This window comes from Streptomyces sp. NPDC059788 (assembly GCF_042732265.1).
GTDB lineage: Bacteria > Actinomycetota > Actinomycetes > Streptomycetales > Streptomycetaceae > Streptomyces.
The window spans coordinates 68,958-90,513 of record NZ_JBHWHY010000044.1 but is presented as its reverse complement, the minus strand read 5'-3'; the positions used below and the strand labels follow the sequence as shown (position 1 = coordinate 90,513).

General features: G+C 74.3%; 1 protein-coding gene and 1 pseudogene. Both read right to left on the bottom strand.

The features are described 5' to 3' along the window. Positions 1-6,698, bottom strand: a 6,698-nt coding sequence (locus ACFV57_RS31895; protein WP_385239334.1) for a type I polyketide synthase, incomplete at its 3' end; no start/stop codon positions are given. A 114-nt stretch (positions 6,699-6,812) separates the two neighbouring features. After that, positions 6,813-21,344 (bottom strand): annotated as a pseudogene (locus ACFV57_RS31890) (type I polyketide synthase); the annotation flags it as partial. Positions 21,345-21,556 lie beyond the last annotated feature (212 nt).

Genomic DNA, 21,556 nt, shown 5'->3' with positions numbered 1-21,556 from the left:
GCGACGCAGGCGGCGGCGATCTCGCCCTGGCTGTGCCCCACGACCGCGTCCGGCGTGACTCCGGCCGCCTGCCATACGGCGGCGAGCGACACCATCACCGCCCACAGAGCGGGCTGCACCACGTCGGCTGTTTCCAGCTCCGGCGCGCCCTCGGCTCCGGACAGCACATCGTCCAGCGACCAGTCCACGTACGGAGACAGCGCCTCGCCGCACTCGGCCAGACGGGCCGCGAACACCGGGGAGCAGACGCGCAGTTCGCGCCCCATGCCCAGCCACTGACTCCCCTGACCCGGGAAGACGAATACCGTACGGCCCACGCCCTCCGAGGTGCTGACGCCCGAGACAGCGGCGGCAGTCGGTTGGCGGGTGGCCACCGCGGCCAGCCCCGCCGCAAGCCCCTCTCGGTCCGCGCCGGTCACGACGGCGCGGTGTTCGAACGTGGCACGAGTGGTCGCCAACGACCAGGCCACATCCGCCGGCTCCAGCTCCGTACGGGACAGCGCGAACTCGCGCAGCCGCCCCGCCTGCCCCGCCAAACCGTCCGCGCTGCGTCCGGACACCAGCCACGCCGACACACCAGCACCCGCGGCCAGCACCGGTAGCTCACCGGCGTCCGGCGAAACCTCCGTACCGGCAGCTGCTTCGTCGTCCGCGGCCTCCGGAGCAGGCGCCTCCTCGACGATCACGTGCACATTCGTGCCACTGACACCGAACGCCGACACCCCGGCCCGGCGCGGCTGCTCGCGCTCCGGCCACGCCACCGCCTCGTTCAGCAGCCGTACCTCGCCCGCCGACCAGTCCACGTGCGGCGACGGCTGGTCCACGTACAGCGTCCTCGGCAGTTCACCGTGCTGAAGGGCCAGCACCATCTTCATCACGCCCGCCACGCCCGCCGCCTGCTGCGTGTGACCGATGTTGGACTTCACCGAGCCCAGCCACAGCGGCCGGTTCTCCGCACGGCCCTGTCCGTACGTCGCCAGCAGCGCCTGGGCCTCGATCGGGTCGCCCAGCTTGGTGCCGGTGCCGTGCGCTTCGACCACGTCCACGTCCGACGTCGACAGCTGCGCGCTCGCCAGCGCGGCGCGGATGACGCGCTGCTGGGACGGACCGTTCGGCGCCGTCAGGCCATTGCTGGCGCCGTCCTGGTTGACCGCGCTGCCCCGCACCACCGCCAGGACCTGATGCCCCTGACGGCGCGCGTCCGACAACCGCTCCACCACCAGGACACCCGCGCCCTCGGCCCACCCGGTGCCGTCCGCGTCCGCGGAGAACGCTTTGCACCGGCCGTCCGCCGCCAGCCCCTGCTGCCGCGAAAACTCTTCGAACCCCTCCGGGGAGGCCATCACCATCACACCGCCGGCCAGCGCCATCGTGCACTCACCGGCGCGCAGCGCCTGGCATGCGAGGTGCAGCGAGACCAACGAGGACGAGCACGCCGTGTCCACGGTCATCGACGGGCCTTCCAGCCCCAGCGTGTACGAGACCCGGCCCGCCAGCACGCTGATGGCGCTGCCCGTCAGCAGATGTCCGGCCAGCTGGGCCTTCTGGTCCGGTCCCACCTCGTATCCGGACGGCGACGCGCCGACGAACACCCCGGTCTGCGAGCCGCGCAGGGACGACGGATCGACCCCGGCCCGCTCCAGCGCCTCCCAGGAGACCTCCAGCAACACCCGCTGCTGCGGGTCCATCGCCAGCGCCTCACGCGGACTGATCCCGAAGAAGCCCGCGTCGAACTCCGGCGCGTCGTGGACGAATCCGCCGACGCGTGCGTACGTGCCCTCGGCCTCGGCGGCCCGGCCCCAGCCGCGGTCCTGCGGGAACCCGGTCATCGCGTCCGTGCCCGCGGCCAGCAGCTCCCACAGCTGTTCTGGCGTGTCCACGCCGCCGGGGAAGCGGCAGCCCATGCCGACGATCGCCAGCGGTTCGCCGTCGGCTGCCGCCGCCGCTGCCGGAACGTTTGCTTCGGCGGCGGTTCCGGCCCGGTCCCCCAGCAGCTGCGACCGCAGGTATCCGGCGAGCACGGTGGGGGTGGGGTGGTCGAAGACCAGGGTCGCGGGCGCTTGCAGCCCCGTCGCCGCGCTCAGCCGGTTCCGCAGTTCCATCGAGGTCAGCGAGTCGAAACCCAGGTCCTTGAAGGCGCGGCCCGGCTCGACCTGGGCGAGGGAGGGGAAGCCGAGCACCGCGGCGCACTCGGTACGTACGAGGTCGGTCAGCAGCCGGTCCTGTTCGGTGCGGGGCAGGTCGGCCAGTCGTTGCCCCAGCAAGGAGTTCGCGGCGGCCGGAGCCGACGTGCCGTGACCGGCCTCGGTGCCACCGGCGGGCGCGAGGGCCTGCCGGACCTCGGGCAGGGAGGCGAGCAGCGGGCTCGGGCGGCGCAGGGTGAAGGTCGGCGCGAAACTCTCCCAGTCCACGTCCGCGACCGTGCGGGTCGTGGCCCCGTCGTCGAGGGCCTGGGCGAGCGCCTGGACCGCCAGGGCCGGCCGCATCTCCCGGAGCCCGTGCCGCATCGCGGGTGTACCGGCGTCCCCGGCACCCAGGCCCGCACCGCCCCACAGTCCCCAGGCCACGGAGGTCGCCGCCTGGCCGCGGGCCCGCCGCCGCTGGGCCAGCGCGTCGAGGAAGGCGTTCGCCGCCGCGTAGGCCGGCTGACGGCCGCTGCCCCAGGTCGCGGCGATCGACGAGAAGAGGACGAAGACGTCCAGGTCGAGGTCGGCGGTCAGCTCGTCCAGCCACACCGCGCCCGCGGTCTTGGCCTCCACCACCGCGGCGTGCTCCGCCACCGTGGTGTCCATCAGCGGGGTGGCCTGCCCCACGCCGGCCGCGTGTACCACGCCGGTCAGCGCCGGGCCGGTGGTGGCGATACGTTTGAGCAGTCCCGCGGCCTCGGAAGACCGGGCGATGTCACAGGCCACGACCTCGACCCGGGCCCCGTGGCCCGCGAGTTCGGCGGCCAGCGCCGCCACGCCCGCGGCGGCCGGGCCGGAACGGCTGGTCAGTACGACGCGCTCCGCGCCACGCCCGGCCAGCCAACGGGCCACATGCCCGCCGAGCGCACCGGTACCGCCGGTGAGCAGCACCGTACCCCGCGGCACCCACTGCTCCGGGCGGCCCGGCGTACGCGGCACACGGACGAGCCGACGTGCCGTGATCCCGGCACCGCGCAGGGCGGCCTGGTCCTCCGTGCCGTCGGTGAGGAGGGCGCAGAGACGGGTGGCGGTGCGGTCGTCCCAGGTCGGCGGCAGATCGATCAGACCGCCCCAGCGCTCGGGGTGTTCGAGACCGACGACCCGGCCCAGGCCCCAGACCTGCGCCTGCACGGGGCTGGCCGGCGCCTCGGTCGACCCTGTCGCCACCGCGCCCTGCGTCAGGGCCCACAGGGGGGCGGTGATTTCCGCGTCCCCCAGCGCCTGGACCAGGGCCAGCGTCCCGGCCACGCCCCGGTTGACCGTGGGGAACTCCGGCAGGGACACCTCGTCCAGCGCCAGCAGCGACACCACGCCGGCGAGGAGGGCGTCCTCTTCCAAAGCGCTGGTCAGTCGCTGGGCGAGCACGGTGCGATCCAGCTCGTCCGGTTGGGGATTGACGATCACGACCCTGGCGCCGTGCTGGGCCAGCGCCCGCGCGCAGCCCTGCACCAGCCCGGCGTCCGCCTGCCCCGACGGCGCCACGACGAGCCAGGTGCCGGACAGCACCGCCGACGACGGCTCGCCCACCGGCGACCACGAAATCCCGTAACGCCAGTCCGCCACCGCAGAATCGTCACGCTCCCGACGCCGCCACGACGCCAACGCCGGCAACACCTCGTGGAAGGGACGCTGCTCATCAATCGCCAGCGTGTCAGCGAGGCCTCGGAGGTTGCCGCCTTCTACAGCGGCCCAGAACTCGGCCTCCGCCGCACTGCCGACCGCCTCCACGGAAGACACACTCCGCGCCGCAGGCTGCGGCCAGTACCGCTGCCGCTGGAAGGCATACGTCGGAAGCTCAACGCGCTGCCCCTGGCCGAGCACCGCCGCCCAATCCACCACCACACCCCGCACATACACCTGCGCCAACGCCGTCAGCACCGACTCACCCGCCGCCACATCCCTACGCAGCACCGGCACAAACACCGGAGAACCACCGGACTCGGCCACGTAGTCGGCCAAGGCAGCCGGACCCATCGCCGACAACGTCCCGTCCGGACCGACCTCCACGAACACCGTCACGCCCTGCCGCGCCAACGCACCCACCGCATCCGCAAAACGCACCGCCTCCCGCGCCTGCACCGGCCAATAATCCGGACGAACCTCCTCAACCACCTCACCCGTCACACCACACGCCCACAACACCTCAGGCCTGCCATGCGCCACCTCCGACGCCGCCCGGCCCAGCTCCTCCAACACCGGCTCCATCCGCGCCGAATGGAACGCATGACTGACCCGCAACCGCCGCACCCGACGCCCACGCTCACCCCACACCTCAACAACCTTCTCCACCGCCCCGACCTCACCCGACACCACCACCGAAGCCGGACCGTTGACCGCCGCCACCTCCACCCCCGCCACACCCGCAAGCGCCTCCCGCATCTCCCCCTCCGACACCGCCACCGCAGCCATCGCCCCACCCTCCGGCAACGCCTCCATCAACCGCGCCCGCACCGCCACCAGACGACACGCATCCCCCAACGACAACACCCCCGCCACATACGCCGCCGCAAACTCCCCCACCGAATGCCCCACCACCGCATCCGCCACCACCCCACACGACCGCAACAACGCCACCAGACCCACCTCCACCGCAAACAACCCCGCCTGCGCAAACACCGTCCGCACCGCCAACTCCTCCACACCCACACCACGCCCCAACACCACATCCCGCACCGGCAACCCCAACTCCCCCTCCAACAACCCACACGCCTCATCAAACGCCCCAGCAAAGACCTCACTCACCCCATACAACTCAGCACCCATCCCCACCCGCTGCGACCCCTGCCCCGCAAACACAAACCCCACCCGCACCGAACCCGCCTCCACACCACTGACCACACCGGAAGCCGAACGCCCCTCAACCACCGCACCCAAACCCGCAACAAGAGCGTCCAGTTCACCTCCCAGCACCACAGCCCGATGCTCAAACGCCGACCGCGACCCCACCAACGACCACGCCACATCCCCCACCCCAACCTCAGGACGAGCCAACACCGACTCCCTCAACCGCCCCGCCTGCCCCACCAACCCCGCACCATCACGCCCCGACACCAACCACGGCACCACCCCCACACCCGACAACACCGACCGACCACCACCAGCAACCCCCAACTCCCCAACCTCAACCCCAACCTCCGAAGGAGCCTCCTCCAACACCACATGCGCGTTAGTCCCACTGGCCCCGAAGCCCGACACCCCGGCCCGCCGGGTCCGCTCGCCCGCCGGCCACGGCATCGCCTCGTTCAGCAGCCGTACGGCGCCCGTCGTCCAGTCGATGTGCGACGACGGGTCCTCCGCGTGCAACGTCCGCGGCAGCACGCCGTGCTGGAGGGCCAGCACCATCTTCATCACACCGGCGACACCCGCGGCCGTCTGCGTATGACCGATGTTCGACTTCACCGACCCCAGCCACAACGGCCGCTCTTCCGGCTCCTCGCCCGGCCGCTCCTGTCCGTACGTGGCCAGCAGCGCCTGTGCCTCGATCGGGTCGCCGAGCACGGTGCCCGTGCCGTGCGCCTCGACCGCGTCCACGTCGGCGGCCGACAGGCGGGCGTTGGCCAGTGCGGCGCGGATGACGCGCTGCTGGGACGGGCCGTTCGGCGCCGTCAGGCCGTTCGACGCACCGTCCTGGTTGACCGCGCTGCCCCGGATGACCGCCAGTATGTCGTGCCCGTTGCGCTGCGCGTCCGACAGCCGCTCCACCACCAGAACGCCCGCGCCCTCGGCCCATCCCGTACCGTCCGCGTCCGCCGAGAAGGCCTTGCACCGGCCGTCCGCGGCCATGCCCTGCTGCCTCGCGAACTCGGGGAACATCTCGGGGGTGGCCATCACCATCACCCCGCCGACCAGGGCCATCGTGGACTCGCCCGCCCGCAGCGACTGGCACGCCTGGTGCAGCGCCACCAGCGAGGACGAGCACGCGGTGTCCACCGTCACCGCCGGGCCCTCCAGGCCCAGCGTGTACGCGACCCGGCCGGACAGCACACTGATCGCGCTGCCGGCGACCAGATGCCCTTCCACGCCTCCCTGCCGGCGCGAGAACGCGTCGTACCCGGAATGCGTCGCCCCGGCGAACACCCCGGTACGGGAGCCGCGCAGTGTCTCCGGGTCGATGCCCGCCCGCTCCAGCGCCTCCCAGGAGATCTCCAGGAGCAGTCGCTGCTGCGGGTCCATCGACAGTGCCTCGCGCGGGCTGATGCCGAAGAACCCGGCGTCGAACTCCGTCGCGTCGTAGACGAATCCGCCCACCCGCGCATACGACGACGTCTCTGCGCCGCCCGTCGCCGTCTCCCAGCCGCGGTCCTGCGGGAATTCCGCTATCGCGTCCGTGCCGGCGGCCAGCAGCTCCCACAGGTCTTCCGGGCCGCGCACGCCGCCCGGGAACCGGCAGCCCATGCCGACGACCGCCACCGGCTCGGCCGCCGCCGACTCCATTTCCTGCAGGCGTCGGCGCGTCTCGTGCAGATTTGCCGTTACCTGCTTGAGAAAGTAGCGGAGCTTGTCTTCGCTCACTTACGTCACCTCATCGGAAGGGCCGCCGGCGGCCGGCTGGGACCGCGCATCGCGAACAGCATCGAATCGCTGGATCGTCGAATTCTCGAAGCGTCAAAACGCCGACATGTCGGTTCAGTAGATACCGAACTCTTTTCCGATGAAGTCGAAGACCTCGTCATCGGACGACGATTCGAGCTGATCGGTGACGGCGAACTCGTCCGTACGTTCCCGGATCTCTTTCCATTTCGCCACAACTGCCTCCAGCTTAGCCGTGATTCGGGCCGGATCGGTACCCTCGACGGCCGCTCCGGAGAGCAGGGATTCCACCTTGTCGAGTTCTGCGAGTACGGGCAGGGATTCCTCGGCGCCGCCTCCGGTGAGGACCGTCAGGAGATGACCGGCCAGGGCGACGGGGGTCGGGTAGTCGAACACCAGGGTTGCGGGCAGTTTCGCGCCGGTGGCGCTGTTGAGCCGGTTGCGCAGTTCCACCGATGTCAGCGAATCGAATCCGAGGTTGCCGAAAGCCGTGTCGCGCCCGATGTCCTTCGCGGACGCGTGGCCCAGGACCGCGGCGGCCTCGGCGCGGACGAGTTCGGCCAGCAGCCGGTCCTGCTCGGTGCGGGAGAGGCCGGTCAGCCGCTGCGCCAGCTCGTGCCGCGACTCCGTACCGCCGCCGTGTGCCCCGGTGTCGGCGGCCTCGGCGAGCGCCTGCCGCACTTCGGCCAGGGACCCGATCAGCGGGCTCGGGCGGCGCAGGGTGAAGGTCGGTGCGAAACGCTCCCAGTCGACATCCGCGACCGTGACCGCCTCTTCCTTTCCGTCGAGGATCTGGGCCAGGGCCTGGAGTGCCAGGTCCGGCGCCATCGCACGCAGCCCGTGCCGCCGGGACTGTGCCCCGGCCTGACCCGCCCCGGAGCCGGCGCCCTCCCAGACGCCCCAGGCCACCGACTGCGCCACGCGTCCGCGGGCGCGGCGGCTCTCGGCCAGCGCGTCCAGGTAGGCGTTGCCCGCGGCGTATCCGGGCTGGAGACCGCTGCCCCACGTCGCGGCGATGGAGGAGAAGAGGACGAACGCGTCCAGGTCCAGGTCCGCGGTCAGTTCGTCGAGCCCGCGGGCGCCCAGGGTCTTGGCCTCCATCACCGCGGCCTGCTCGGCCAGGGTGGTGTCGGCCACGGCGGTGGCCTGCCCCACGCCGGCCGTGTGCAGCACCGCGGTCAGCGCCGGGCCGTCCGCCGCGATGCCCGCCAGCACCCCGGCGAGTTCCGTACGTCGTGCGATGTCGCACGCCGTCACCTCGACCCGGCTGCCGCTCGCCGCCAGCTTCGCGGCCAGTGCCGCCGTGCCGGGCGCGGCCGGGCCGTCCTGGCCGGTCAGCACCACGCGCTCGGCGCCCCGCCCGGCCGCCCACCGGGCCACGTGTCCGCCGATCACGCCCGTGCCACCGGTGATCAGTACGGTGCCGCGCGGCGTCCAGCGCTCCCGGCCGTTCGTGGGGCGCGGAGCCCGTACGAGGCGGCGGGCCATGGCGCCTGCCGGGCGCAGCGCGGTCTGGTCCTCCGTGCCGTCGGCGAGGAGGGCGCAGAAGCGGGTGGCGGTGCGGTCGTCCCAGGCCGGCGGCAGGTCGATCAGGCCACCCCAGCGGTCGGGGTGTTCCAGGCCGACGACCCGGCCCAGGCCCCAGACCTGCGCCTGCACGGGACTGGTCAGCGCCTCGCCCGAGCCGGTCGCGACCGCGCCCTGCGTCAGCAGCCAGAGCGGCGCCTCGATCCCGGCGTCGCCGAGCGCCTGGACCAGGGTCAGCGTCCCGGCCAGGCCCTGGTTCACCACGGAGGCGTCCGTCAGCGGCGTGTCGTCCAGCGTCTCGTCCAGTGCCAGCAGCGAGACGACACCGGCCGGTTCGGCCCCATCGGGCACGGCTGCGGTGAGCCGCTCCGCCAGCGCCACGCGGTCCGTCCCGCCCTCGGCCACCTCCACGAGGACGGCCTCGGCGCCCCGGGCCGACAACGCCCGCACACAACCCCGTACGGGCTCGGCATCCGCCTGACCGGCGGCCGCCACAACCAGCCACGTACCCGACAACACCGCCGAGTCCGGCTCGCTGACCGGCACCCACGTCACCCGGTACCGCCAGTCCGCCACCGCCGAATCGTCCCGCTCCCGACGCCGCCACGACGCCAGCGCCGGAAGCAGGTCGCTCAGGGACTGCTGTTCATGGACGGCCAGTGTGTCGGTGATCTCCCGCAGGTTGCCGCCCTCCACGGCGGCCCAGAACCGGGCCTCCGCCGCCGTCGCGGCGTCATCCGCGCCGGCCGTGCCGTGCGGGGCGGGAGCGGGGCTCTGCGGGGCCTGCGGCCAGTACCGCTGCCGCTGGAAGGCGTAGGTGGGCAGATCGACCCGCTGGCCGGGCTCCAGCACCGCCGTCCAGTCCACGCCGATGCCGTGCGCGTGGGCCTCGGCCAGCGAGGCCAGGAGGCGGTCCGCGCCGCCGTCGTCGCGCCGCAGGGTCCCCGTGATCGCCAGGCCGGACGCGCCGGCGTCCTCGGCCGTCTCGGTCATCGCGGCGGTCAGCACCGGGTGCGGGGACACCTCGACGAAGGCCCGGTGGCCGTCCGCCACCAGCGCGCGGACGGCGCGGTCGAACTCCACCGTCGCGCGCAGGCTGGCGTACCAGTACGACGGGTCCAGCTCCGGGCCGGCCAGCGTCGCACCGCTCATCGACGACACGATCGGAATCGCGGCCTCCGTCGGTGAGATGCCCTCCAGCGCGCCGAGGATCTCCTGTTCCAGGGTGTCGACCTGGAAGCTGTGCGAGGCGTAGTCCACCGCGACCAGGCGGGCGCGGACGCCGTCCGCCTCGCACGCCGCGGCCAGCTCCTCCAGGGCGGCGGGGTCGCCGGACACCACGGTCGCCGACGGCCCGTTGACCGCCGCGACCGACAGGCGTTCGGCCCAGGCGGTGATCCGGTCCCGTACGCGGTCCGCCGGCTCGGCCACCGACAGCATGCCGCCCTGGTCCGCCAACGCCGTCAGTGCCTGGGCGCGCAGGGCCGCGACGCGTGCCCCGTCCTCCAGGGACAGCGCCCCGGCGACGCAGGCGGCGGCGATCTCGCCCTGGCTGTGGCCCAGGACGGCGTCGGGGGTGACTCCGGCCGCCTGCCAGACGGCGGCGAGGGACACCATGACCGCCCACAGCGCGGGCTGCACCACGTCCGCGGTCTCCAGCGCGGGTGCGCCCGGCGCGCCCGCCAGGACCTCGTCCAGCGACCAGTCCACGTACGGGGACAGCGCCCGGGCGCATTCGTCCAGCCGTGCCGCGAACACCGGGCACGACAAGCGCAGTTCGCTGCCCATGCCCAGCCACTGGCTCCCCTGCCCCGGGAAGACGAACACCGTGGGCCCGGCGCCACCGGACGCGGCCGTGCCCGACACCACACCCGCAGCGGGCCGTCCCGTGGCCGCCGCGGCCAGCCCGGCCGCGAGCTCCGCCCGGTCCGCGCCCACGACCACGGCCCGGTGCTCGAACACCGACCGTGTCGTTGCCAGCGACCACGCCACGTCGGCCGGTTCGAGGTCCGTACGGGAGAGGGCGAACTCCCGCAGCCTGCCCGCCTGCGCCGCCAGCCCCGCGGCCGACCGCCCGGAGACCGGCCACGCCGTCACGCCCGGCCCCGACACCACCGCCGTCGCACCCGGGGCGGCACCGGTACCAGCAGAGTCACCGAGCCCCTCTTCCCGAGGCGCCTCCTCCACGATCACATGCGCGTTGGTGCCGCTCATCCCGAATCCGGACACGCCAGCCCGCCGCGGACGTCCGTCCGCCGACCACGGCCGCGCCTCGGTCAGCAGCCGCATCCCGCCCGCCGACCAGTCCACGTGCGGCGACGGCTCCTCCGCGTGCAGCGTGCGCGGCAGCACGCCGTGGCGCATCGCCAGCACCATCTTCATGACGCCCGCCACGCCCGCGGCCGCCTGGGTATGCCCGATGTTCGACTTGAGCGAGCCCAGCCACACCGGCCGGTCCTCGGGACGCTCCTGGCCGTAGGTCGCCAGCAGGGCCTGCGCCTCGATCGGGTCGCCCAGTTCGGTGCCGGTGCCGTGCGCCTCCACCACGTCCACCTCGCCCGCCGACAGGCGCGCGCCGGCCAGTGCGGCGCGGATGACGCGCTGCTGGGACGGGCCGTTCGGGGCGGTCAGACCGTTGCTGGCGCCGTCCTGGTTGACGGCGCTGCCCCGGATCACCGCCAGGATCTCGTGCCCGTTGCGCCGCGCGTCCGACAGCCGCTCGACGACCACCATGCCGACGCCCTCGGCCATGCCCATGCCGTCGGCACCGGCCGAGAACGCCTTGCAGCGTCCGTCGAGGGCCAGTCCGCGCTGCCGGGAGAACCAGACCAGGTCGCGGGGCGTGGACATGATCGTCACGCCGCCGGCCAGGGCCATCGTGCACTCCCCCGCGCGCAGCGCCTGGCACGCCTGGTGCAGCGCCACCAGCGAGGACGAGCACGCGGTGTCCACCGTCATCGCGGGGCCCTCCAGGCCGAGGGCGTAGGCCACCCGGCCGGAGAGGACGCTGGTCGCGTTGCCGGTCATCAGGTGTCCTTCGAGGCCTTCGCCGCCGTGGCGGCCGATGGACTCGTACGCCGACATGTATCCGCCGACGAACACGCCGGTCGGTGAGCCGCGCAGGCCCGCCGGGTCGAGACCGGCCCGCTCCAGCGCCTCCCAGGAGACCTCCAGCAGCATCCGCTGCTGCGGGTCCATGGCCACCGCCTCGCGCGGGCTGATGCCGAAGAAGCCGGCGTCGAACTCCGGCGCGTCGTGCAGGAACCCGCCGTGCCGGACGTAGGACGTGCCCGCGCTGTCCGGGTCCGGGTCGTACAGGGTCTCGATGTCCCAGCCGCGGTCGGCGGGGAAGCCGGAGATCGCGTCCGTGCCGGTGGTGAGCAGCTCCCACAGGTCTTCGGGGCTGCGGACGCCGCCGGGGAAGCGGCAGCCCATGGCGACGACGGCGATCGGCTCGCCGTCCGCGACGGCCGCCGGGGACGGTGCCTGGGACGGGGGCCGGGCGGTGTCCTGGTCGGTGCCGTCGCCGAGCAGTCGGGTCCGCAGGTAGTCGGCCAGCACGAGGGGGTCCGGGTAGTCGAAGAGCAGGGTGGTGGGCAGTTGCAGGCCGGTGACGGTGATGAGCCGGTTGCGCAGTTCCACGGAGGTGAGCGAGTCGAGGCCGAGTTCGCTGAAGGCCCGGTCGGGCTCGACGGCGTCCAGGGAGGGGTAGCCCATCACCATGGCGGCCTCGGCCCGGATCAGGTCGGTCAGCCTGCGGGCCTGCTCGGAGCGGCGCAGGCCCGTGAGCTGCCGGGCGAGTTCGCCGTCGGGCCGTGCGCTGTCGTCCGCGACGGTGGCCACGGCCGCCGGGGCGAGCCTGCGGACCTCGGGGATGTCCCGCATGAACGGGGTCCTGCGCAGATCCTCGGCGCCGGGGGCGGTCGCCATCTGGTGCCAGTCGACCTCCATCACGGTCTGCGTGACGGTGTCGGGGTCCCGCAGCGCCTGGCCGACCACGCGGACCGCCAGCTCCGGGTCCATCAGGACTTCCCAGCGGTTGCGGCGCAGCCGCGTACGGGCGCCCTCGCTGGCCTGGCCGAGTCCGGCGCCGTCCCAGGGGCCCCAGGCCAGCGACACGGCGGGCAGGCCGCGGGCGCGGCGGTCCTCGGCGAGGCCGTCCAGGAAGGCGTTGGCGGCGGCGTAGTTGCCCTGGCCGCCGCTGCCGAAGGTGGCGGAGGTCGAGGAGAAGAGGACGAACGCGTCCAGGTCCAGGCCCAGTTCGGTGGTGAGTTCGTCGAGCCAGACGGCGCCGGCGGCCTTGGGGCCGAGCGTGTTGGCAAGCCGGGCGGTGTTCAGCCGGTCCAGTACGCCGTCGTCGACCTGGCCTGCGGCGTGCATGACGGTGGTCAGGGGCGGGCCGTCGGCCCCGATGCGGTGCAGTGTCCCGGCGATGTCGGCGCGCCGGGCGGTGTCGCAGGCGAGGACGTCCACCCGGGTGCCGTTGGCGGCGAGTTCGGCGGCCAGTGCGGCGGCACCGGCCGCGGCGGGCCCGGAGCGGCTGGTGAGGACGACGCGCGGGGCGCCGTCGCCGGCCAGCCGGCGGGCCAGGTGGCCGCCGATGGCCCCGGTGCCGCCGGTGATCAGCGTGGTGCCGCGGGGCGTCCACGGCCGTACCTCGCGGGCCTGCGGGGCGTGTGCCAGCCGTCGGGCGAGGACGCCCGTGGCGCGGATGGCGAGCTGGTCCTCGTCGCAGCCGGCCAGGACGGCGCACAGCCGGGCGGCGGTGCGCCCGTCCCATGCCGCGGGCAGGTCGAGCAGTCCGCCCCAGCGGTCGGGGTGTTCCAGGCCCGCGACCCGGCCCAGGCCCCAGACCTGCGCCTGTGCCGGGCCGGCCGGTGCCTCGCCCGGGGCCGTGGTGACGGCTCCTTCGGTGAGCACCCACAGCGGGGCGGTGAGGCCCGTGTCGCCCAGTGCCTGGACGAGGCCGAGCGTGCCGGCCAGGCCCGCGGTGACGGCCGGGAAGTCCGGCGTGGGGGTGGCGTCCAGCGCCAGGAGGGACAGGACGCCGGCCACCGGCGGCAGTTGGGGTGGGGTGGCGGCCGTTCCGTCCTCGGCGGTTGCGTCGTCCTTGACGGTTGCGGTCAGGGTGTGCCGGATACGGGTGGCCAGCGCGTCGCGGTCGAGTGCGTCCGCGCCGATCCCGGCCACGACGACCTCGGCCCCGCGGTCGGCCAGCGCCCGTACGCACCGCTGCACCGAGGGCTCGTCGGACTGCCCGGCGGGCGCCACGACCAGCCAGGTCCCGGACAGGGGGCGCGGTGCGGGTTCGGTCACCGTCGACCACGTCACCTGGTAGCGCCAGCCCGACACCACCGAGTCGGCGCGCTCCCGGCGCCACCACGACGCCAGCGCCGGTACGACCTCGCCCAGCGGCCGCTGGTCGTCGATGGCCAGGGTGGCGGCCAGTTCCGGGAGGTCGCCGTCCTGGACCGCGGTCCAGAACCGGTGCTCGGCCTCGGTGCCCGCTCCTTCCGTGTCCGTCGTCCCGCCGGCGGCCGGGGGGACCGCGGCGGCGGACTGCAGCCAGTACCGGCTGCGCTGGAAGGCGTACGTGGGCAGGTCGACCTGCTGCCCGTGCTCCAGCACGGCCGCCCAGTCGACGGCGAGGCCGCCCGCGTGGGCTTCGGCCAGGGAGGCCAGCAGGCGCCGGGCGCCGCCGTTGTCGCGTTCCAGCGTCGCGGTGACGAGCGGGGCGGCCAGGCCGGCGTCCTCGGCGGTCTCCGTGATCGCGGCGGTCAGCACCGGGTGCGCGGAGATCTCCACGAAGGTGCGGTGACCGTCGCGGGCGAGGGCGAGGACGGTTTCGGCGAAGCGGACGGTGCGGCGGACGTTGGCGTACCAGTAGCCGGCGTCCAGCTCGGTGCCGTCCATCCGGCGGCACTCGACCGTCGAGTACAGGGGGATGCGGCCGGGCCCGGGGGCGATGCCGGCCAGGGAGTCGGCCAGGGGGCCGGCGATCTCCTCCACGCGGGCGGAGTGCGCCACGAAGTCGGTGGCGGGAATGCGCCAGCGCATGACGCGGCGGCGGGAGAGCTCCGCCTCGAATTCCGTCAGGGACTCGGGGTCCCCGGAGACCACCGTGGTCGCGGGTCCGTTGACGGCGGCGACCGAGAGCTTCTCGCCCCAGGGGGCGAGGAGGTCCCGTACGGCCGCGTCGGGCATCACGACGGAGAGCATGCCGCCCCGGGCGTTCAGGGCGCTCAGGGCGCGGGAGCGCAGGGCGACCACGCGGGCCGCGTCGTCGAGGGTCAGGATGCCCGCGACGCAGGCGGCGGCGATCTCGCCCTGGCTGTGGCCGATCACGGCGTCGGGGGTGATCCCGGCCGCCTGCCAGACCGCGGCCAGGGACACCATCACCGCCCACAGCACCGGCTGGACCACGTCCGCGGTCTCCAGGCCGGGTGCGCCGTCGGCGCCGGTGAGCACGTCTTCCAGGGACCAGTCGACGTACGGGGCGAGGGCCCGGCCGCACTCGGCCATCCGGGCCGCGAACAGCGGGGAGTCCGCCAGCAGTTCGCGTCCCATGCCCAGCCACTGGGTGCCCTGGCCGGGGAAGACGAACGCCACCCGGCCGGTGCCGCCCGTGGGGGCGGTGCCCGTGACCACGCCGGGGGCGCGTCGGCCGGTGGCCGCCGCGGCCAGGCCCGCCGTCAGCTCCGCGTGGCCGGTGCCGGTCACGACGGCCCGGTGCTCGAACGCCGTACGGGTGGTCAGCAGCGACCAGGCAATATCGGCGGGCCGCAGTTCCGGCCGGGCGAGGGCGAACTCGCGGAGCCGGTCGGCCTGGGCGGCGAGGCCGTCCGCGGTGCGGGCGGAGACGAGCCACGGCACGGTCGCGGTGCCCGGTGCCAGGACCGGCTCCGGTGCCTCGGCCGCCGTGTCCGTGGCGTCCGCCGTGTCCGTGGCGTCCGTCTGCGTGGCCGGGGCGGCGGCCGGGGCCTCCTCGATGATGAAGTGCACGTTGGTGCCGCTCATGCCGAAGGCCGACACACCGGCCCGGCGCGTCCGTTCGCCCGCCGGCCACGGCACGGGCTCGCTCAGCAGCCGTACGGCGCCCGCCGACCAGTCGACGTGCGGGGTCGGTTCGTCGGCGTGCAGCGTGCGCGGCAGCTCGGCGTTCTGGAGCGCCAGCACCATCTTCATCAGGCCCGCCACTCCCGCGGCGGTCTGGGTGTGGCCGATGTTCGACTTGAGCGAGCCGAGCCACACCGGGCGGTCCGCGGGCCGCTGCTGCCCGTACGTGGCCAGCAGGGCCTGGGCCTCGATCGGGTCGCCCAGGGTGGTGCCGGTGCCGTGCGCCTCCACGGCGTCCACGGCGTCCGCCGTCAGCCGGGCGTTGGCCAGGGCGGCCTGGATGACCCGTTGCTGCTGGGGGCCGTTGGGGGCGGTCAGGCCGTTGGACGCGCCGTCCTGGTTCATGGCGCTGCCCCGGATGACGGCGAGGACCTGGTGGCCGTTGCGCCGGGCGTCCGACAGCCGCTCGACCACCACCACGCCCGCGCCCTCGGACAGGCCCATGCCGTCGGCGTCGGCGGAGAACGCCCGGCAGCGGCCGTCGACGGACAGCCCGCGCTGCCGGGAGAAGCCCACGAACTGGCTCGGCGAGCCCATCACCATCACACCGCCGGCCAGCGCCATGCCGCACTCGCCGGAGCGCAGCGCCTGGCAGGCCTGGTGCAGGGCCACCAGCGCGGAGGAGCAGGCGGTGTCCACCGTGACGGCGGGGCCCTCCAGCCCGAAGGCGTAGGCGACCCGGCCGGAGATCACACTGCCGGAGTTGCCGGTGACGAGGTAGCCCTCGGCGCCGCCGTCCCCGTCGGCCCGGCCCGTGCCGTAGCCGGTCTGGGTCGCTCCGGCGAAGACTCCGGTACGGGAGCCGCGCAGCGACTCCGGGTCGATGCCGGCCCGTTCCACCGCTTCCCAGGAGACTTCCAGGAGCAGCCGCTGCTGGGGGTCCATCGCGGTGGCCTCGCGCGGGCTGATGCCGAAGAAGCCCGCGTCGAACTCCGCGCCGTCGTGCAGGAAGCCGCCGTGCCGGACGTACGAGGTGCCCGGGTTGTCGGGGTCCGGGTCGAAGAGTCCGCCGACGTTCCAGCCGCGGTCGGCGGGGAAGGCGGAGAGGGTCTCCTCGCCCGCGGCCAGTACCTCCCACAGCCGCTGCGGGCTGTCCACGCCGCCCGGGAAGCGGCAGCCCATGCCGACGATCGCGATGGGCTCCTCCGGGTCGCCCGCCGGTACGGGTACGGGCGGGGCCGCCGCCTCGGTGACGCCCAGCAGCCGGCCGACGATCTGCCGGGCCAGTGCCGCCGGGGCCGGATAGTCGAAGACCACCGTGGAGGCGAGCCGCAGGCCGGTCGCCGTGTTGAGCCGTTCCCGCAGTTCGACCGCGGTCAGCGAGTCGAAGCCCAGTTCCTTGAAGGCCCTGGACGGCTCCACGGCGTCGGCGGAGGTGTGGCCGAGCACGGCGGCGGCGTGCGTCCGGACCAGGTCGGTGACCTCCCGTTCCCGCTCCGCCTGCGGCAGGCCGGCCAGCCGCTGCGCCAGTTCGCCGGTGCCGTCCGCGGCGGCGGTCGCGGCGGGCTGCGTGGTCCGCTCCTGCCGGGCCTCGGGTATCCGCTCCAGCAGGGGCCGCGGCCGGGCGGCGCCGAACACCGGCGCGAACCGCGCCCAGTCCATGTCGGCGACGGCGAGGTACGTCTCGTCGTCCGCGAGGACCTGCCCGAGCACCGCCAGGGCCCGTCCGGGCTCCAGGAAGCGGGTGCCCTGCCGCAGGAGCCGGGCCGGGGTCACGCTGCCCGGCCTGTCCTCCGCCTCCGCGTCGGCCATGGCCCAGGCGCCGGTGTCCCACACTCCCCAGCCCACCGAGGTCGCCGCCTGCCCGCGGGCGCGGCGGCGCTCCGCCAGCGCGTCGAGGAACGCGTTGGCCGCCGCGTACGCGGCGTGCTCGTTGCTGCCCCAGGCGGCGGCGATGGAGGAGAACAGGACGAACGCGTCCAGGTCCAGGTCCGCGGTCAGCTCGTCCAGCCACATCGCGCCCGCAACCTTGGCATCCAGCGAAGCGGCCAGCTCCGCCAGGCCGGTGTCCTCCAGGCGCGTCAGGTGGAACGCGGTGGCGGTGTGCAGCACCGAGGACAGGGGCGGTCCGTCGGCGGCGATACGGTCCAGCAGCCCGGCCACGTCGGCGCGCCGGGCGACGTCGCACGCCACCACCTCCACGTGGGTGCCGGCCGAGGCCAGCTGCGCGGCGAGCGCCGCGACGCCCGCGGCGGCCGGTCCGGAGCGGCTGGTCAGCACGGCCCGCTCGGTGCCGTGTCCGGCCAGCCAGGGGCCGAGGTGGCAGGCGATCGATCCGGTGCCTCCGGTGACCAGTACGGTGCCGCGCGGCGCCCAGGCTCCGTGAACGGCCGCGCGGGGCTCGGCCCGTACCAGGCGGCGTGCGGTGATCCCGGCGCCGCGCAGGGCGGTCTGGTCCTCCGTGCCGTCGGTGAGGAGGGCGCAGAAGCGGGTGGCGGTGCGGTCGTCCCAGGTAGGCGGCAGGTCGATCAGGCCGCCCCAGCGGTCGGGGTGTTCGAGGCCGACGACCCGGCCCAGGCCCCAGACCTGCGCCTGTACGGGGCTGGTCAGCGTCTCGGACGGGCCGGTCGCGACCGCGCCCCGGGTCAGCAGCCACAGCGGGGCGGTGATGTCCGTGTCGCCGAGGGCCTGCACCAGGCCCAGCGTCCCGGCCAGGCCCTGGTTCACCACGGGGACGTCCGTCAGCGGCGTCTCGTCCAGTGCCAGCAGCGAGACGACACCGGCCGGTTCGGCCCCATCGGCGACGGCTGCGGTGAGCCGCTCCGCCAGCGCCACGCGGTCCGCCCCGCCCCCGGCCACCTCCACGAGGACGGCCTCGCCGCCACGGGCCGACAACGCCCGCACACAACCCCGTACGAGCTCGGCATCCGCCTGACCCGCGGCCGCCACAACCAGCCACGTACCCGACAACACCGCCGAACCCGGCTCGCTGACCGGCACCCACGTCACCCGGTACCGCCAGTCCGCCACCGCCGAATCGTCCCGCTCCCGACGCCGCCACGACGCCAACGCGGGCACCACCTGGTCGAACGGCCGCTGCTCGTCGATCGCCAGCGCGTCGGCGAGCGCCCGCAGGTTGCCCTCTTCGACCGCGGCCCAGAACTCGGCCTCCGCGGCGCTGACAGCGGTGTCCGGCCGGTCTCCGGTGGACGTGCCCGGTGCCGCGGGCCGCAGCCAGTAGCGGCGGCGCCGGAAGGCGTACGTGGGCAGGGCGGTCCACTGTCCGGGCTCCCGTACCGCCGTCCAGTCCACGGCGATGCCGCGCACGTGGGCCTCGGCGAGGGAGGCGAGGAGGCGGTCCGCGCCGCCGTCGTCACGGCGCAGCGTCCCCGTGATCAGCGAGGCGGACGTCCCGGCGTCCTCGACCGTGTCGGTGACCGCTGCGGTCAGCACGGGGTGCGGGGACACCTCGACGAAGGCGCGGTGTCCGGTCCGGGCGAGGGCCCGGATGGCGCGGTCGAACTCGACCGGGGCGCGCAGGCTGGCGTACCAGTACGACGGGTCCAGCTCCGGACCGGCGAGCATCTCCCCGCTCATCGCGGAGATCATCGGGGTGTGGGCCTCGGTGGGCTTGATGCCCTCCAGGGCGTCGAGGATCTCCTGTTCGAGGGCGTCGACCTGGGGGCTGTGGGAGGCGTAGTCCACGGGGATCATGCGGGCGCGGACGCCGTCCGCCTCGCACGCCGCGGCCAGCTCCTCCAGGGCCGCCGGTTCACCGGACACCACGGTCGCCGCGGGCCCGTTGACCACCGCCACGGACACCCGGTCGGCCCAGGCGGTGATCCGGTCGCGTACGCGGTCCGCGGGCTCGGCCACCGACAGCATGCCACCGCGGCCGGCGAGAGCAGTGAGTGCGCGGGAGCGCAGGGCCACGACGCGCGCGCCGTCGTCCAGTGACAGGGCACCGGCGACGCAGGCGGCGGCGATCTCGCCCTGCGAGTGGCCGACCACCGCGTCCGGCGTGACTCCGGCCGCCTGCCACACCGCCGCCAGGGAGACCATGACCGCCCACAGCGCGGGCTGCACCACGTCGGCTGTTTCCAGCTCCGGCGCGCCCTCGGCTCCGGACAGCACATCGTCCAGCGACCAGTCCACGTACGGGGACAGGGCCTGGCCACACTCGGCCAGACGGGCCGCGAACACCGGGGAGCAGGCCCGCAGTTCGCGCCCCATCCCCAGCCACTGACTCCCCTGCCCCGGGAAGACGAACGCCACCTGGCCCACATCGCCCGACGGCAGCGTTCCCGAGACCACGCCGGGAGCGGGCCGTCCCGTGGCGACGGCGGCCAGCCCGGCCGCCAGGTCCCCGGTGTCCGCGCCGGTCACCACGGCCCGGTGCTCGAACGCCGTGCGGGTGGTCGCCAGCGACCAGGCCACGTCGGCCGGTTCCAGTTCCGTACGGGACAGCGCGAACTCCCGCAGGCGCGCCGCCTGTGCCGCCAGACTCTCCGCGCTGTGCCCGGACACCGGCCAGGCGTGTGCCGCAGCGCCCGACAGCACCGGCAGCGACGGCTCCCCGGCAGCGGCGTCGTGGCCCGCGGCCGTGTCGTGGCCGTCCTCGGCGTCGTCCTGGGGGTCGGCGTCGCCCGCCGTCGGCGCGGTGGCGGCAGGCGCCTCCTCGACGATGACGTGGGCGTTGGTGCCGCTGATGCCGAACGCCGAGACGCCGGCCCGCCGGGGGCGGCCGCCCGCGGGCCAGGCCACCGGCCGGGACAGCAGCCGCACCTGGCCCGCGGACCAGTTCACGTGCGGCGTCGGCTCGTCGGCGTGCAGGGTGCGCGGCAGCTCGCCGTGCTGGAGCGCCAGCACCGTCTTCATGACGCCGGCCACGCCCGCGGCCGCCTGGGTGTGCCCGATGTTCGACTTCAGCGAGCCCAGCCACACCGGGCGGTCCTCGGGCCGCTCCTGCCCGTACGTCGCCAGGAGCGCCTGGGCCTCGATCGGGTCGCCGAGGGCGGTGCCGGTGCCGTGCGCCTCCACCACGTCCACTTCGTCCGCCTGCACGCGGGCGTTGGCCAGTGCGGCGCGGATGACGCGCTGCTGGGACGGGCCGTTCGGGGCGGTCAGACCGTTGCTGGCGCCGTCCTGGTTGACGGCGCTGCCCCGGATCACCGCCAGTACGTCGTGCCCGTTGCGCCGCGCGTCCGACAGCCGCTCGACGACGAGTACGCCGACGCCCTCGGCCCAGCCGGTGCCGTCCGCGTCGGCCGAGAACGCCTTGCACCGGCCGTCCGCCGCGAGACCCCGCTGACGGGAGAACTCGGCGAACATCTGCGGGGTCGCCATCACCGTCACACCGCCGGCCAGCGCCATCGTGCACTCGCCCGCCCGCAGCGCCTGGCAGGCCAGATGCAGCGCCACCAGCGAGGACGAGCAGGCGGTGTCCACCGTGACGGCCGGGCCCTCGACGCCCAGCGTGTACGCGACGCGGCCCGACAGCACGCTGGTCGCGGTTCCGGTGAGCAGGTGCCCGTCCACCTTCTCGGACTCGGGCTGCGGGCCCGTGCCGTATCCGGAGGAGTAGGCGCCGGTGAACACGCCGGCCTGGGAGCCGCTCAGCGTCGCCGGGTCGATTCCGGCCCGTTCCAGCGCCTCCCAGGACACCTCCAGCATCAGCCGCTGCTGGGGGTCCATCGCCAGCGCCTCACGCGGGCTGATCCCGAAGAAGTCCGCGTCGAACTCCGCGACGTCGTGGAGGAATCCGCCCTGCCGGGCGTACGGGCTCTGCGCCGGGTCCGGTTCGTACAGCCCGGCCGCGTCCCAGCCCCGGTCCTGCGGGAAGGCCGAGATCGCGTCCGTGCCCGCGGTGAGCAGGTCCCACAGCTGTTCCGGGGCGTTGACCCCGCCGGGAAAACGACAGCCCATGCCCACGATCGCGAGGGGTTCCTGGCTGCGCTCCTCCACCACGCGCAGGCGCCGGCGAGCCTGCCGCAAATTCGCGGTAACCAGTTTGAGGTAATCGCGAAGCCGTTCTTCGTTCGCCATTTATCCACCAGTCCGTGACGCGCCGACTCTTGCCAGTGCGGAAATGTGTGTACTGCCTTACCGAGGTCATCGCCGCCTGCCGGTGCGCAGCAGTCGCGAGCACTTGCGTGACGGTGCGCGCGCCGGCCCGACGGTGTCACGCCGGCGTCATCAATGGCGATGGCCGGCGGCACGGGATTCCCGCGCCATCGGTCGTATGCGTAAAGGAGTTG